This window comes from Pseudomonas fluorescens (assembly GCF_902497625.1).
In the GTDB taxonomy this organism is placed as follows: Bacteria; Pseudomonadota; Gammaproteobacteria; order Pseudomonadales; family Pseudomonadaceae; genus Aquipseudomonas; species Aquipseudomonas fluorescens_BQ.
The window spans coordinates 106,607-119,129 of the sequence record NZ_CABVGX010000010.1 but is presented as its reverse complement, the minus strand read 5'-3'; the positions used below and the strand labels follow the sequence as shown (position 1 = coordinate 119,129).

Here is a 12,523-nt window from a genome sequence, read left to right as displayed (position 1 = left end):
TGTTCGATCCCTCTTGTGATTCAGGAGCACTGATGTAGCAGGCGCAAAGCTTGCTCGCGATGGCGGTTTCGATTCGCCAAAGACTATGCGGGCAAGCATTGCTTGCAGGGTTGAAGGTCGGCTCAGCGCCCGCCAACGACCATGCTGCTGAACGGTTCCACATACGCCTGCAATGTCACCAGCCCACCGACCAGAATGGCCAGCACGATCGAGTGGAAGAACACGTAGCGCAGGATTTCCCCTTCATGGCCGTACCAGCGCGTGGCGGTCGAAGCCACCACGATAGACTGCGCGTCGACCATTTTGCCCATGACCCCGCCGGAACTGTTGGCGGCGGCCATCAGCACCGGGCTGAGTCCGAGTTGTTCGGCGGTTACCCGTTGCAAGCCGCCGAACAGCACGTTGGAGGCCGTGTCCGAGCCGGTCAGCGCAACGCCGAGCCAGCCGAGGAGCGTGCCGAACATCGGGTAGAAGATCCCTGTGGCGGCGAATGCCAGCCCCATCGTTGCGTCGAGCCCGGAATAGCGTGTGAGAAAGCCGAGCGCGAGCATCGCGACAATGGTGATCAGCGAGTAACGCACCACCCATATCGTTCGCACGTATTGCTTAATCAACTGCGGGATCGAATAGCCCATCAGCAGACCGCCGAGAATCGCCGACAACAAAATGCCGCTGCCGGTCGCGGTGAGCCAGTTGAAACGGTAAACCGCGTCTTCGGTCTTTGCCGTCGGCACTACCGGCGGTACTTTTTCGATCTGTTGGTGGATGGTCGAGAAGGTGATGGTCGGCGCGAACACCGGGTTGGCTTCACGCATCGGCTTGCCTTGCGGATCGAGCCTGGCCGAATTGGTCACCGGGTCGATAGCGGGGCGGGTATCGAAAATGTTCTTGAAGCTCTGCGTGCCCCAGGCGAACACGAAGATTGTCAGGATGATCCACGGCATCCAGGCACGCATTACCGCCGAACGGTTTTCGCTGTTGAAGCTCGAAGTCGCCGTCGGTTTGACGTCGTGCTCATCTGCAATTTTCGAGTTGTCGACCCTTCCGGTAAGCGCGGCGGAGGTGTGGATGGTGGCCGGCTTCCAGACCTTGATGAAACCGGTCAGGCAGGCCATCGAGATCAGTGCTGCAATCACGTCCACCAGTTGCGGTCCGTGGTAGTTGGACACTATGAATTGCGGGACGGCGAAGCTGACCCCGGCCACCAGAATCGCCGGCCAGATTTCCAGCATCTTGCGCCAGCCGGCAAATGCCCAGATCAACCAGAACGGCACGATCACCGAGAAAAACGGCAGTTGCCGACCGACCATCATCGACAGCTCCATTTCATCCAGCCCGGTCACTTTGGCCAGGGTGATGATCGGCGTGCCCAATGCCCCGAACGCGACGGGGGCGGTGTTGGCGATCAACGCGAGGCCAGAGGCGGCCAGCGGTGAGAAACCGAGGCCGATGAGGATGGCCCCGGTCACTGCCACAGGTGTACCGAAACCGGCAGCGCCTTCGAAAAACGCGCCAAAGCAGAAAGCGATCAGCAGCAGCTGCAATCGTCGGTCATCGGTGATGCGCGCGAGGGAATCCTGCAAAACCTTGAACGAGCCGTTCTCGGTGGTCAGTCGGTGCAAAAAAATGATATTGAGCACGATCCAGCCAATCGGCAGCAAACCGTTGGCGGCACCATACAGCGCGGCGGACCCGGCCATGTCGGCAGGCATGTCGAAAGCAAAAATCGCAATGAGCAAGGCTGAACCCAAGGCCATCAGGGCCGCCAGGTGCGCTTTGACGTGGAAGAACGCCAGAGCCGCCAGCATCACCACAACCGGCACTGCTGCCATGATGGTTGAAAACACCGGGCTATTGAACGGATCGTAGATTTGCTGCCAGACCATGTTCCACCTCTGCTTTTATTGTTGGTAATGCAGACCCCGGGGGGGACGGTGGCTTGTAGTATAGGTGGCATTACGACGCTGTCAGGGTGGGATTTCCATCGGTTTGAGTGAGCCGTCCAGATGCGTGAAACCGGGTTAACGACGACGAGGAATACAGAGATGACTGAGCGGCATTTGCTTCACACGGAAACGCTGTCGAATGGATGCGAGATCAAGGTCAAGGCCGAGATCCTGAGGGACGGGTCGTTGGGTATGTTTATCGGGGTTTACAAACCCGATGGTCAGGCGGTCGAGGAAAATGACCATCCAACCGTGCATTTTCTCGACATGGAAGCGGCGATGGAGTGGGGGATCGAGGAGGCCAAGACGATCGGCAACCGTCAGCAGACGTTGTAGGGCTTGGGCTTTGGTTAATTGCAGAGACTATCGCGAGCAGGCTCGCTCCCACATCTGGAAACCGCTTCCCTGTGGGAGCGAGCCTGCTCGCGATGCTGTTGCTTTTAGCTGGCTTGCAGCTCAACACTTGCCGCTTGCCGCTTGCCGCTTGCCGCTTGCCGCTTGCCGCTTTCTTCAGTGCTTAAACATCACATGCCGCACCACGGTGTAATCCTCCAGCCCATACATCGACATGTCCTTGCCGTACCCGGAGGATTTCTGACCGCCATGCGGCATTTCGCTGACCAGCATGAAATGCGTATTCACCCAGGTGCAGCCGTACTGCAGGCGCGCCGACAAGCGATGTGCGCGGCCGACATCGGCGGTCCACACCGATGACGCCAGGCCGTAATCGGAATCGTTGGCCCAGCCCAGCACCTGCGCTTCATCGGTGAATCTGGTCACCGACACCACCGGGCCGAACACTTCGCGGCGAACGATTTCATCGTCCTGCTGCGCATCCGCCAGCACGGTCGGTTCGAAGAAGAACCCGTTGCCTTCAACGACTTTGCCGCCGGTGACCAGGCGGATGTGCGACTGCGCCACGGCGCGCTCGACGAACCCGGCGACGCGGTCGCGGTGCTGCGCGGTGATCAGCGGACCAAGCTCGGTCGCCGGGTCGTCCTGCAAGCCGTATTTGATGCCGCTGACGGCTTCACCCAGCTTCTCGACGAATTTTTCATAGATGCCAGCCTGCGCGTAGATGCGGCACGCCGCGGTGCAATCCTGCCCGGCGTTGTAAAAACCGAAGGTGCGGATGCCTTCCACGGCGGCGTCGATGTCGGCGTCGTCGAAAATGATCACCGGGGCTTTGCCGCCCAGTTCCATGTGCATGCGTTTGACGCTGTCGGCGGTGCTGGAAATGATGTTCGCGCCGGTGGCAATCGAGCCGGTCAGCGAGACCATGCGCACTTTCGGGTGAGTCACCAGCGGACTGCCCACCGTAGGACCACGCCCGAACACCAGGTTGAGCACGCCGGCCGGGAAGATTTCCGACGCCAGTTCGGCCAGACGCAACGCGGTCAGCGGGGTTTGTTCCGACGGCTTGAGCACCACGGTATTACCGGCGGCGAGGGCCGGGGCGATCTTCCAGGCGACCATCATCAGCGGGTAATTCCACGGCGCGATCGAGGCGATCACGCCGACCGGGTCGCGGCGAATCATCGAGGTGTGGCCGGGCAGGTATTCACCGCCGGCCGAACCGCTCATGCAGCGACTGGCGCCGGCAAAAAAGCGGAACACATCGGCAATCGCCGGGATCTCGTCGTTCAACGCGGCGCTGTAAGGTTTGCCGCAGTTGTCCGATTCGAGCTTTGCCAGCTCCTCGCCATGCGCTTCGATGGCGTCGGCGAGTTTCAGCAGCAGCAGCGAGCGGTCTTTCGGGGGTGTTTGCGACCAGCTGTCGAACGCGGCGTCAGCGGCACGCACGGCCGCATCGACCTGGGCTTCGCTGGCTTCGTTGATTTCCACCAGCACTTTGCCGATTGAAGGGTTGAACACCGGTTGCGCCGGGCCTTCGCCAGCGAGCAGCTGGCCGTTGATCAGGAGTTTGGTTTGCATGTTCATGTCCTCTTCAAAGCATTCATTGTTCTGTCGACACCGGATCAAACTGTGGGAGCGAGCCTGCTCGCGAATGCGGTTGAACATTCAACATTTATGTTGGCTGACACACCGCTTTCGCGAGCAAGCCCGCTCCCACAGGATTCGGTTTTTTCAGGGATTGACCGTTGTTCGTTACTTCCCGCCACTCCCCGCGACGCTTTCACCGCCCCGGGTCAGGTAATACGCGCCGAGGATAGGTACCATCGTCACGATCATCACCAGCATTGCCACGACGTTAGTCACCGGCACGTCGCGAGGTCGGCTGAGCTGGTTGAGCAGCCACAACGGCAGGGTGCGTTCATGCCCGGCAGTGAAGGTCGTCACGATAATTTCATCGAACGACAACGCGAACGCGAGCATGCCGCCCGCCAACAACGCCGAGCCCAGGCTTGGCAGAATGATGTAGCGAAAGGTCTGCCAGCCATCGGCACCGAGGTCCATCGAGGCTTCGATCAAACTGTGCGAAGTGCGCCGCAACCTTGCGATGACGTTGTTGTAAACGATCACCACGCAGAAGGTCGCGTGACCGACGATGATGGTGAACATCCCCGGCTCGATTCCGAGCGTTTTGAACGTCGCCAGCAACGCAATGCCAGTGATGATCCCGGGCAGGGCGATCGGCAGAATCAGCATCAACGAAATGCCCTGCTTGCCGAAGAAGTCCCGTCGGTACAACGCCGCCGAAGCGAGGGTACCGAGCACCATCGCAATCAAGGTCGCAACGGAGGCGATCTGCAGCGACAGCTTGATCGCCTCGAGCACGTCCGGCCGCGAAAACGCCACGCCGATCCACTTCAGGGTGAAGCCCTTCGGCGGAAAGCTGAACGCTGCGTCTTCGGTGTTGAAGGCGTACATGAAAATGATCAGGATCGGAAAGTGCAGAAACACCAGTCCGCCCCATGCTGCGATTTTCAAGCCAAAAGAAGCTTTCTCAGAGTGCATCGAAGGCCCCCAGGCGTTTGACGATGGACAGGTAAATGGCGATCAGCACAATCGGCACCAGGGTGAAGGCTGCGGCCATCGGCATGTTGCCGATCGCACCTTGCTGGGCGTAGACCATGCTGCCGACGAAGTAGCCCGGCGGACCCACCAGTTGCGGAACGATAAAATCGCCCAGGGTCAGGGAAAAGGTGAAGATCGAACCGGCCGCGATGCCCGGAATCGACAACGGCAAAATCACTTGCATGAATGTCTGGCGCGGCTTGGCGCCGAGGTCGGCAGAGGCTTGCAGCAATGACGGCGGCAAACGTTCCAGCGACGCCTGGATCGGCAGGATCATGAACGGCAGCCAGATGTAGACGAACACCATGAAACGGCCCAGGTGCGAGGTCGACAAGGTGCTGCCGCCGACGCCCGGAATGCCTAGAACAAACTGCAGCACCGGCTCCAGCCCCAGGTGCTGAACGAACCACTGCGCCACCCCGCCCTTGGCCAAAAGCAAGGTCCAGGCGTAGGCCTTGACGATGTAACTGGCCCACATCGGCATCATCACCGCGATATAGAAGAACGCCTTGGTCTTGCCGGTGGTGTAGCGCGCCATGTAGTACGCGATCGGGAACGCGACGATGGCGCTGGCGATCGACACGACAATCGCCATGCCCAAGGTGCGCAGGATGATGTCGAAATTGGACGGCTGGAACAGCGCCGCGAAGTTCGCCAGGGTCAGGTCCGGTGTGACCGCCATGGTGAAGTCATCAAAGGTGTAGAAACCTTGCCACAACAGCATCAGCAGCGAGCCAAGATAAATCGCGCCGAACCAGATCAGCGGCGGTACCAGCAGCATCGACAGGTACAGATTGGGCCGGCGATACAGCAGGTTGGAAAACCTGCGCAACGGCGAGCCACCGGATGGAGTTTGGGTAATAGCCACGGTGTTCATCTCACACCCCGCCGGCAACGGTGTCGTGCAGCGGGATCATCGCTTCCCGTGCCCAGCGCGCGCTGATGCGCTGGCCGGTCTGGTGCTGCGCGCTGACGTCCAGCCACTGGTTATTGGCCTGGCTGATGTTCAACGTCTGGCCGTTTTCCAGTTTCAGTTCATAACGCGTGGCGCTGCCCTGGTACTGAATGTCATGCAGCAGGCCGCTGACTTCAATTTCGTGGCTGGCCAGCGGCCCTTCGGCAAACCGCACGTGTTCCGGGCGAATCGAAAACGGCTGCGGCTGACCGCTGATCTGCAGTGCCAGGTCACCGCGAATCACGTTCGAGGTGCCGACAAATTCAGCGACGAAAGTGGTGGCCGGTTTCATGTACAGGTTGCGCGGCGTGTCGACCTGCTCGATACGGCCCTTGTTGAACACGGCAACGCGGTCAGACATCGACAAGGCTTCAGTCTGGTCGTGGGTAACGAAGATGAAGGTGATGCCGAGCTGGCGTTGCAGCTTCTTCAATTCGCTCTGCATTTGTTCGCGCAGCTTCAGGTCAAGTGCACCCAGTGGCTCATCGAGCAGCAGCACGCGCGGGCGATTGACCAGAGCGCGGGCGAGGGCTACGCGTTGACGCTGGCCGCCGGACAACTGCACCGGTTTGCGCTCGCCGTATCCGCCGAGGGCGACCATGTCGAGCGCTTCTTCGGCACGTTCCAAGCGTTCGGCCTTGCCGACGCCCTTGACCTTCAAACCGTAGGCGACGTTGTCGCGCACGTTCATATGCGGGAACAGCGCGTAATCCTGAAAGACGGTGTTGACGTCACGCTGGTAGGGCGGCAAACCGGCCGCTTCTTCACCGTGGATACGAATGGAGCCTGCGCTCGGTTGTTCGAAACCGGCGATCAGGCGCAGACAGGTGGTTTTGCCCGAGCCGGAAGGGCCCAGCATGGAGAAAAACTCGCCGTCCTGGATGTCGATGGAAACCCGATCTACGGCTTTCACTTCGCCGAATAGACGGGAAACGTTGGTGAATTGGACTGCAAGCGTCATGGTGCGGTGCTCCAAAAAAGGCGAAGGCCGTCGCAGCGGCCCTGCCTGGACTTCTGAAAATACTGAATCATTGATGACCTTCTGTGGCTCAAGTGCTCATCGGGGCGAGGGGGCCTGCCCTGTGGTGAGCCGGCTTGCCCTGTGGTGGGCCGGCTTGCCCGTCGTGAGCGGGCTTACCCTGTAGCGAGCGGGGCTTTCCCTGTGGCGAGCGGGCTTGCCTGTGGTGAAGGGGCTTGCCTGTGGTGAGGGGCTTGCCTGTGGCGAGGGGCTTGCCTGTGGTGAGCGGGCTTGCCTGTGGTGAGGGGGCTTGCCTGTGGTGAGGGGCTTGCCTGTGGTGAGGGGCTTGCCTGTGGTGAGGGGGCTTGCCCCCGTTGGGCGGCGAAGCCGCCCCAAAACCAGCCGACGCGGTTTAGCAGGTAAACCGGGTTCTCCCTCACAGGACTGCTACGCAGTCCAACGGGGGCAAGCCCCCTCGCCACAAAAGCCCCTTGCCACAGGCAAGCCCCTCTCCACAAAAGCCCCTTGCTACAGGCAAGCCCCTCTCCACAAAAGCCCCTTGCTACAGGCAAGCCCCTCTCCACAAAAGCCCCTTGCTACAGGCAAGCCCCTCTCCACAAAAGCCCCTCGCTACAGGCAAGCTCCCTCGCCACAAAAGCCCCTCGCTACAGGCAAGCTCCCTCGCCACAAAAGCTCCCTCGCCATAAAGCGGCGGTATTAGCGGCCGCCCATGATCGCGATGTAATCCTGGGTCCAGCGGCTGTACGGCACGAACTTGCCCCCTTCAGCTTGCGGGGTTTTCCAGAACGCGATCTTCTCGAACTGGTCGAACCCGTTGGTCTTGCAACCTTCCGCGCCCAGCAGTTCACTGCCCTGGCATGCTGCCGGTACTGCCGGCAACGAGCCGAACCAGGCGGCGACGTCACCCTGGACCTTCGGTTGCAGTGACCAGTCCATCCACTTGTACGCACAGTTCGGATGCTTGGCCTCGGTGTGCAACATGGTGGTATCGGCCCAGCCAGTGGCGCCTTCTTTCGGAATGGTAGAGGCGATCGGCTGCTTCTCGTTCATCAGCCCGTTGACCTGATACGGCCATGCGCTGGACGCCACCACGCCTTCGTTTTTGAAATCGCTCATTTGCACAGTGGTGTCGTGCCAGTAACGGTGGATCAACGGTTGCTGACTGCGGAGCAACTCAAGCACCGCCTTGTACTGAGCTTCAGTCAGCTGGTAGGGGTCGCTGATGCCCAGCTCAGGCTTGGCGGTCTTCAGATACAGCGCCGCATCAGCAATGTAGATCGGCCCGTCATAGGCCTGCACACGTCCCTTGTTGGGCTTGCCATCAGCCAGATCCTGCGCGTCGAACAACACGTTCCAGCTGTCAGGCGCGGTCTTGAACACGTTGGTGTTGTACATCAACACGTTCGGCCCCCACTGATACGGCGTACCGAAGGTCTGCTTGTTGACCACATACCAGGGCGCGTCTTTCAATCGCGGATCAATATTCTTCCAGTTCGGAATCAGATCGGTGTTGATCGGCTGCACACGCTTACCAACGATCAACCGCAACGAAGCATCGCCCGACGCGGTGACCAAATCGTAGCCACCCTTGGCCATCAAACTGACCATTTCATCTGAGGTGGCGGCGGTCTTGACATTGACCTTGCAGCCGGTTTCCTTCTCGAAACCTGTGACCCAGTCGTAAGCCTTGTCGCTTTCACCGCGCTCGATGTAGCCAGGCCAGGCGACGATATCCAGTTGACCTTCGCCGGCACCCACGGCTTTGAGCGGTTCGGCGGCCTGAATACTGGCACTGGCCAGCAGCGCGGTGGTGATTGCACTGAGCAGTGCGGTCTTGTGCGCAAACATGGGAACCTCTCTTTTGTTTATTAGTAATTGGATGAGAGTAGCTGCAAGCTTCAAGCTTCAAGCCGCAAGTGACAGCGAACCGCGCATGGCTTTGGCTTTAGCTTGTCGCTTGCCACTTAAAGCTGCTGTCCGTGGCGGGCCATGATGTGCCGCACCACGCTGTAATCCTGTAATGAATCGCTGGATAAATCCTTGCCGTAACCGGAGCGTTTCAGGCCGCCGTGAGGCATCTCGCTGACCAGCATGAAGTGGCTGTTGATCCAGGTGCAGCCATACTGCAAGCGCGCCGCAACCTGCATCGCCTTGTCCAGATTTTGCGTCCATACCGAGGAGGCCAGGCCGTATTCCGAGTCGTTGGCCCAGTCCACTGCCTGTACGAGTTCATCGAAGCGGGTCACGGTGACCACCGGCCCGAACACTTCACGCTGGACGATTTCATCGCCCTGCTTGCAGCCGGCCAACAAGGTCGGCTGGTAATAGAAGCCGGCGCCGGAATGCACGGCCGCACCGGTGACGCGTTCAATGTGCGGCTGGCCCAGGGCGCGCTCGACGAAACTGGCCACGCGATCGCGCTGACGTGTGCTGATCAGCGGCCCGATCTCGTTGTCGGCATCGCGCTTGCCGGCAAACCGCAGGCTGCTGACCGCCGCGCCGAGTTCAGCCACCAGTCGGTCATGAATGCCGGCCTGTGCGTAAATCCGGCAAGCAGCAGTGCAATCCTGACCAGCGTTGTAATAACCGTAAGTGCGCACCCCCTCGACCACAGCCTGAATGTCGGCATCGTTGCAAACGATCACCGGCGCTTTGCCGCCGAGTTCCAGGTGCGTGCGTTTCAGGGTTTTCGCTGCCGCCTGAAGAATCTTTTGCCCGGTCACGATATCGCCGGTCAGGGAAACCATGCGCACTTTCGGGTGGCTGACCAAGTGGCTGCCGACGCCTTCACCGCCGCCACAAATAATGTTGATCACGCCGGGCGGGAGGATTTCTGCCAGCGCCGGCGCCAGCGCCAGAATTGACAGCGGGGTGTGTTCGGAGGGTTTGAACACCAGCGTGTTGCCTGCCGCCAGCGCCGGGGCAATTTTCCACGCGGCCATCATGATCGGGTAGTTCCACGGCGCGATCGACGCCACCACGCCAATCGGATCGCGGCGCACCATGCTGGTGTAGCCCGGCAGATACTCGCCGCTGAGCTGCCCGGTCTGGCACCGTACTGCGCCGGCGAAGAAGCGGAACACGTCGACGGTCGCGCTCAGGTCGTCCTGGCGAGCCAGATGCAAGGGTTTGCCGCAGTTCATTGACTCGAGGCGGGCGAGCAGGTCGGCATTTTTTTCAATGGCGCTAGCGATGTCCAGCAACAGGTTCGAGCGCTGCTGCGGCGTGGTTCGTGACCAACCGGCGAAGGCGCGGTGGGCGGCAAGAATAGCGGCCTCGACTTGCTCGGTGCTGGCCTCGGCAATGTGCGTCAGCACTTCGCCCGTGGCGGGGTTGAGGATCGGCTCGACGAAGCCTTGACCCGCGACCAGTTCGCCATCGATCAGCAACGCGGTGAATAGCGGGGTCTGCGCGCCAGCCATTTTTCGGGTTCTCTTTTCTTGTGTGGCCATGGTGCTCCCAGTGACTGAGGCCCGGCCGTCTTATATAGATGTAACAAGACTAGTCTGAGGGCCCGAGGTCTACAAATACTAAATACTGAAGGTGGCGTTCGTTTAAATAGATGGCTTACGCCCACCGTGCGGCTGCTCTCGCGCTACTGTCAGGAATGGGTCGACCAGCGCCGGGCGCGCCGTACCGCGTCGCCACGCAAGCCCCACATCAAGCGTCTGGCTGAGGTCGGCGATCGACCGCGCCTCGATGATGTCTCCTTCCAGGGACCACGGCCGGTAAGTCATGTCCGGCTGAATCGACACTCCCAATCCCGCAGCAACGAGGCTCCGCACCGCTTCGGTGGACGCTGTTTTCAAGGTAATGCGCGGTTGCAGCGCTGCGGCCGACCACATGCGCTGGGCATTGCGGTCCATCTCGTCGACGTTGAGCTGGATCAGCGGCTCGCTGGCCACGTCCGCAAGGTTGATGCTGTCGCGTTCCAGCAATGGGTGCTGGGCCGGCAACCATAGGCGATGGGGTGAGTGAGTCAGCACCTCGGTCTGCAGGGCATGGCGGTCTTCGAGGTTGGACAGAATCAACACGCCGACATCAATTTCGCCGCTGACCAGCAAATGCTCGATGTAGGGGCGTTCATCCTCCATCACACGGATGTCGACGTTGGGGTACGCACGCTGAAAACGGGTGAGCAGGTCAGCCAGGTAATAACCGGCCACCAAGCTGGTCACACCGACGATCAACTGGCCGGCGACCTGATCGGTGCTCTGTTGCAGGCTGCGCTTGGCATTGTCCACCGTCGCCAGAATCACGTGCGCCTGACGCAGGAACTGATGCCCCTGATGCGTCAGGGTCATGCCTTTGGCGTGGCGGTTGAACAGGCTGACGCCGATTTCCTGCTCCAGTTGCTGAATGGCCAGGGTCAACGTTGATTGGGAGATGAATGCCGTTTGCGCGGCGGCGGAGATGGAGCCGGTCTCGGCCACCGCGATGAAGTGGCGGATCTGACGCAAGGTCATCATTGGAATATACCCGGTGGGCGGTTTTTATAGATTCCCTCAAGTGTATATCTTTTTATTCGAATGGCTGGTTCCCCCTTTATTGGCCTTAATGGGGCGAGCAACATCTGGAAGCACACTCGCCGGCAGCGTTACGGCACTTCGCACTAGGCTGGTGGCCTGATGATCCAGTTAACCTTTCGTGGAGACAGCAAAATGAATACGCGTGGCTTGCTCGATCAACTGCTTAAATCCGGCCAGGACCTGCTGCAGAACAAGGCCGGCGGCTCACACAACAAATCTTCCAGCGGCGGCCTCGGCGGCTTGCTCGGCGGCGCAGGCAAATCCGGCGGCTTGGGCGGGCTGCTTTCCGGCGCAGGTGGAGGTGCGTTGTCAGCGGGCGCTATCGGTTTGCTACTGGGCAACAAAAAGGCGCGCAAAATGGGCGGCAAGGTCGCCATCTACGGCGGCCTCGCTGCGTTGGGCGTTATCGCTTACAAGGCTTACGGAAACTGGCAGGCTCAACAAGGCAATGTGTCGAAGATCGAGCCGCAAACCGTCGACCGCCTGCCACCGGCCCAGGTTGAAGAGCACAGTCAGGCGATTCTCAAAGCGCTGGTCGCAGCGGCCAAGGCCGATGGTCACGTCGACGAGCGCGAGCGCGAATTGATTGAAGGCGAGTTCACCAAACTCGATAACGACCAGGAACTCAAGCACTGGCTGCACGCCGAACTCAACAAACCGCTCGACCCCACCGACGTCGCTCGCGCCGCCAGCACCCCGGAAATGGCCGCCGAAATGTACATCGCCAGCGTGATGCTGGTGGACGAAGAGAACTTCATGGAGAAGTCTTACCTGGACGAGCTGGCGCGCCAGTTGAAGCTCGAGCCCGGACTGAAGGCCGAGCTGGAGAAGCAGGTTCGTCAGGCTTCTATGTAGGTCTTGAGAGCGCTAACGCGAGCAACCTTTGCTTCAGTTTTGGCTCGATCAAGAATGCCGTGATCGACCTAGACCTTGCAGGCGCCGAGGTTGCTCGCGATGGCCTGATCACTCACGAGGTCTTCCTTGGCTGGGACCTGGTGGCAATAAGTGGTGATCGGAGTAACGGTGTCCTTAATCGAGCCGCCGATTGCCGCGCCGGTCGCCCCCGTCGATCCGCCGGGTAGAACCAGACGCACCTGAGTCCAGGTTGATCGCAACGTCTTCGAAAAGCCCTTAG

The 12,523-nt window shown here is 60.3% G+C and carries 11 protein-coding genes; 2 read left to right on the top strand and 9 right to left on the bottom strand.

Annotated elements, in window-relative coordinates; genetic code table 11:
- Positions 1-122: 122 nt before the first annotated feature.
- On the bottom strand, positions 123-1,886 hold the full coding sequence (locus F8N12_RS09005; RefSeq protein WP_150580147.1) for an L-lactate permease: 1,764 nt from the start codon (positions 1,884-1,886) through the stop codon (positions 123-125).
- 159 nt (positions 1,887-2,045) lie between these two features.
- Between F8N12_RS09005 and F8N12_RS09000 the strand changes: the two genes are divergently transcribed.
- On the top strand, positions 2,046-2,282 hold the full coding sequence (locus tag F8N12_RS09000; protein ID WP_150580146.1) for a hypothetical protein: 237 nt from the start codon (positions 2,046-2,048) through the stop codon (positions 2,280-2,282).
- A 174-nt stretch (positions 2,283-2,456) separates the two neighbouring features.
- On the opposite strand, the gene F8N12_RS08990 is transcribed toward F8N12_RS09000, so the two are convergent.
- The 7 genes from F8N12_RS08990 to F8N12_RS08950 all read right to left on the bottom strand — a co-directional run bounded on the left by F8N12_RS08990 (position 2,457) and on the right by F8N12_RS08950 (position 11,328).
- On the bottom strand, positions 2,457-3,881 hold the full coding sequence (locus F8N12_RS08990; RefSeq protein WP_150580145.1) for a gamma-aminobutyraldehyde dehydrogenase: 1,425 nt from the start codon (positions 3,879-3,881) through the stop codon (positions 2,457-2,459).
- Positions 3,882-4,055: 174 nt separating this feature from the next.
- Complete coding sequence (locus tag F8N12_RS08980) at positions 4,056-4,865, bottom strand: ABC transporter permease (protein WP_150580143.1); 810 nt, start codon at positions 4,863-4,865, stop codon at positions 4,056-4,058.
- Positions 4,855-5,802, bottom strand: coding sequence for an ABC transporter permease (locus F8N12_RS08975; RefSeq protein ID WP_150580142.1), 948 nt, complete (start codon positions 5,800-5,802; stop codon positions 4,855-4,857). The genes F8N12_RS08980 and F8N12_RS08975 overlap by 11 nt, the downstream gene beginning before the upstream one ends.
- A gap of 1 nt (position 5,803) precedes the next feature.
- On the bottom strand, positions 5,804-6,841 hold the full coding sequence (locus F8N12_RS08970; RefSeq protein WP_150580141.1) for an ABC transporter ATP-binding protein: 1,038 nt from the start codon (positions 6,839-6,841) through the stop codon (positions 5,804-5,806).
- 714 nt (positions 6,842-7,555) lie between these two features.
- A complete protein-coding gene (gene ydcS / locus F8N12_RS08960) occupies positions 7,556-8,707 on the bottom strand; it encodes a putative ABC transporter substrate-binding protein YdcS (RefSeq protein ID WP_150580139.1) in 1,152 nt (383 codons plus the stop codon).
- Positions 8,708-8,823: 116 nt separating this feature from the next.
- On the bottom strand, positions 8,824-10,281 hold the full coding sequence (locus F8N12_RS08955; RefSeq protein WP_150580174.1) for a gamma-aminobutyraldehyde dehydrogenase: 1,458 nt from the start codon (positions 10,279-10,281) through the stop codon (positions 8,824-8,826).
- Positions 10,282-10,413: 132 nt separating this feature from the next.
- Positions 10,414-11,328, bottom strand: coding sequence for a LysR family transcriptional regulator (locus F8N12_RS08950; RefSeq protein ID WP_150580138.1), 915 nt, complete (start codon positions 11,326-11,328; stop codon positions 10,414-10,416).
- Positions 11,329-11,520: 192 nt separating this feature from the next.
- On the opposite strand from F8N12_RS08950, the gene F8N12_RS08945 reads away from it, so the two are divergent.
- Positions 11,521-12,243, top strand: a complete 723-nt coding sequence (locus F8N12_RS08945; RefSeq protein ID WP_150580137.1) for a tellurite resistance TerB family protein — start codon at positions 11,521-11,523, stop codon at positions 12,241-12,243.
- A 68-nt stretch (positions 12,244-12,311) separates the two neighbouring features.
- On the opposite strand, the gene F8N12_RS27585 is transcribed toward F8N12_RS08945, so the two are convergent.
- Positions 12,312-12,482 carry a hypothetical protein gene (locus F8N12_RS27585; RefSeq protein ID WP_191623134.1) on the bottom strand — a complete coding sequence of 57 codons (171 nt, stop codon included), beginning with the start codon at positions 12,480-12,482 and terminating at the stop codon, positions 12,312-12,314.
- Positions 12,483-12,523 lie beyond the last annotated feature (41 nt).

What these genes read in the sequence shown, in the direction of transcription:
- F8N12_RS08970 (WP_150580141.1), bottom strand. Translation starts at nt 6,841, where the DNA reads ATGACGCTTGCAGTCCAATTCACCAACGTTTCCCGTCTATTCGGCGAA.
- F8N12_RS08945 (WP_150580137.1), top strand. Translation starts at nt 11,521, where the DNA reads ATGAATACGCGTGGCTTGCTCGATCAACTGCTTAAATCCGGCCAGGAC.
- F8N12_RS08975 (WP_150580142.1), bottom strand. Translation starts at nt 5,802, where the DNA reads ATGAACACCGTGGCTATTACCCAAACTCCATCCGGTGGCTCGCCGTTG.
- F8N12_RS08980 (WP_150580143.1), bottom strand. Translation starts at nt 4,865, where the DNA reads ATGCACTCTGAGAAAGCTTCTTTTGGCTTGAAAATCGCAGCATGGGGC.
- F8N12_RS08950 (WP_150580138.1), bottom strand. Translation starts at nt 11,328, where the DNA reads ATGATGACCTTGCGTCAGATCCGCCACTTCATCGCGGTGGCCGAGACC.
- ydcS (WP_150580139.1), bottom strand. Translation starts at nt 8,707, where the DNA reads ATGTTTGCGCACAAGACCGCACTGCTCAGTGCAATCACCACCGCGCTG.
- F8N12_RS09000 (WP_150580146.1), top strand. Translation starts at nt 2,046, where the DNA reads ATGACTGAGCGGCATTTGCTTCACACGGAAACGCTGTCGAATGGATGC.
- F8N12_RS08955 (WP_150580174.1), bottom strand. Translation starts at nt 10,281, where the DNA reads ATGGCTGGCGCGCAGACCCCGCTATTCACCGCGTTGCTGATCGATGGC.
- F8N12_RS08990 (WP_150580145.1), bottom strand. Translation starts at nt 3,881, where the DNA reads ATGCAAACCAAACTCCTGATCAACGGCCAGCTGCTCGCTGGCGAAGGC.
- F8N12_RS09005 (WP_150580147.1), bottom strand. Translation starts at nt 1,886, where the DNA reads ATGGTCTGGCAGCAAATCTACGATCCGTTCAATAGCCCGGTGTTTTCA.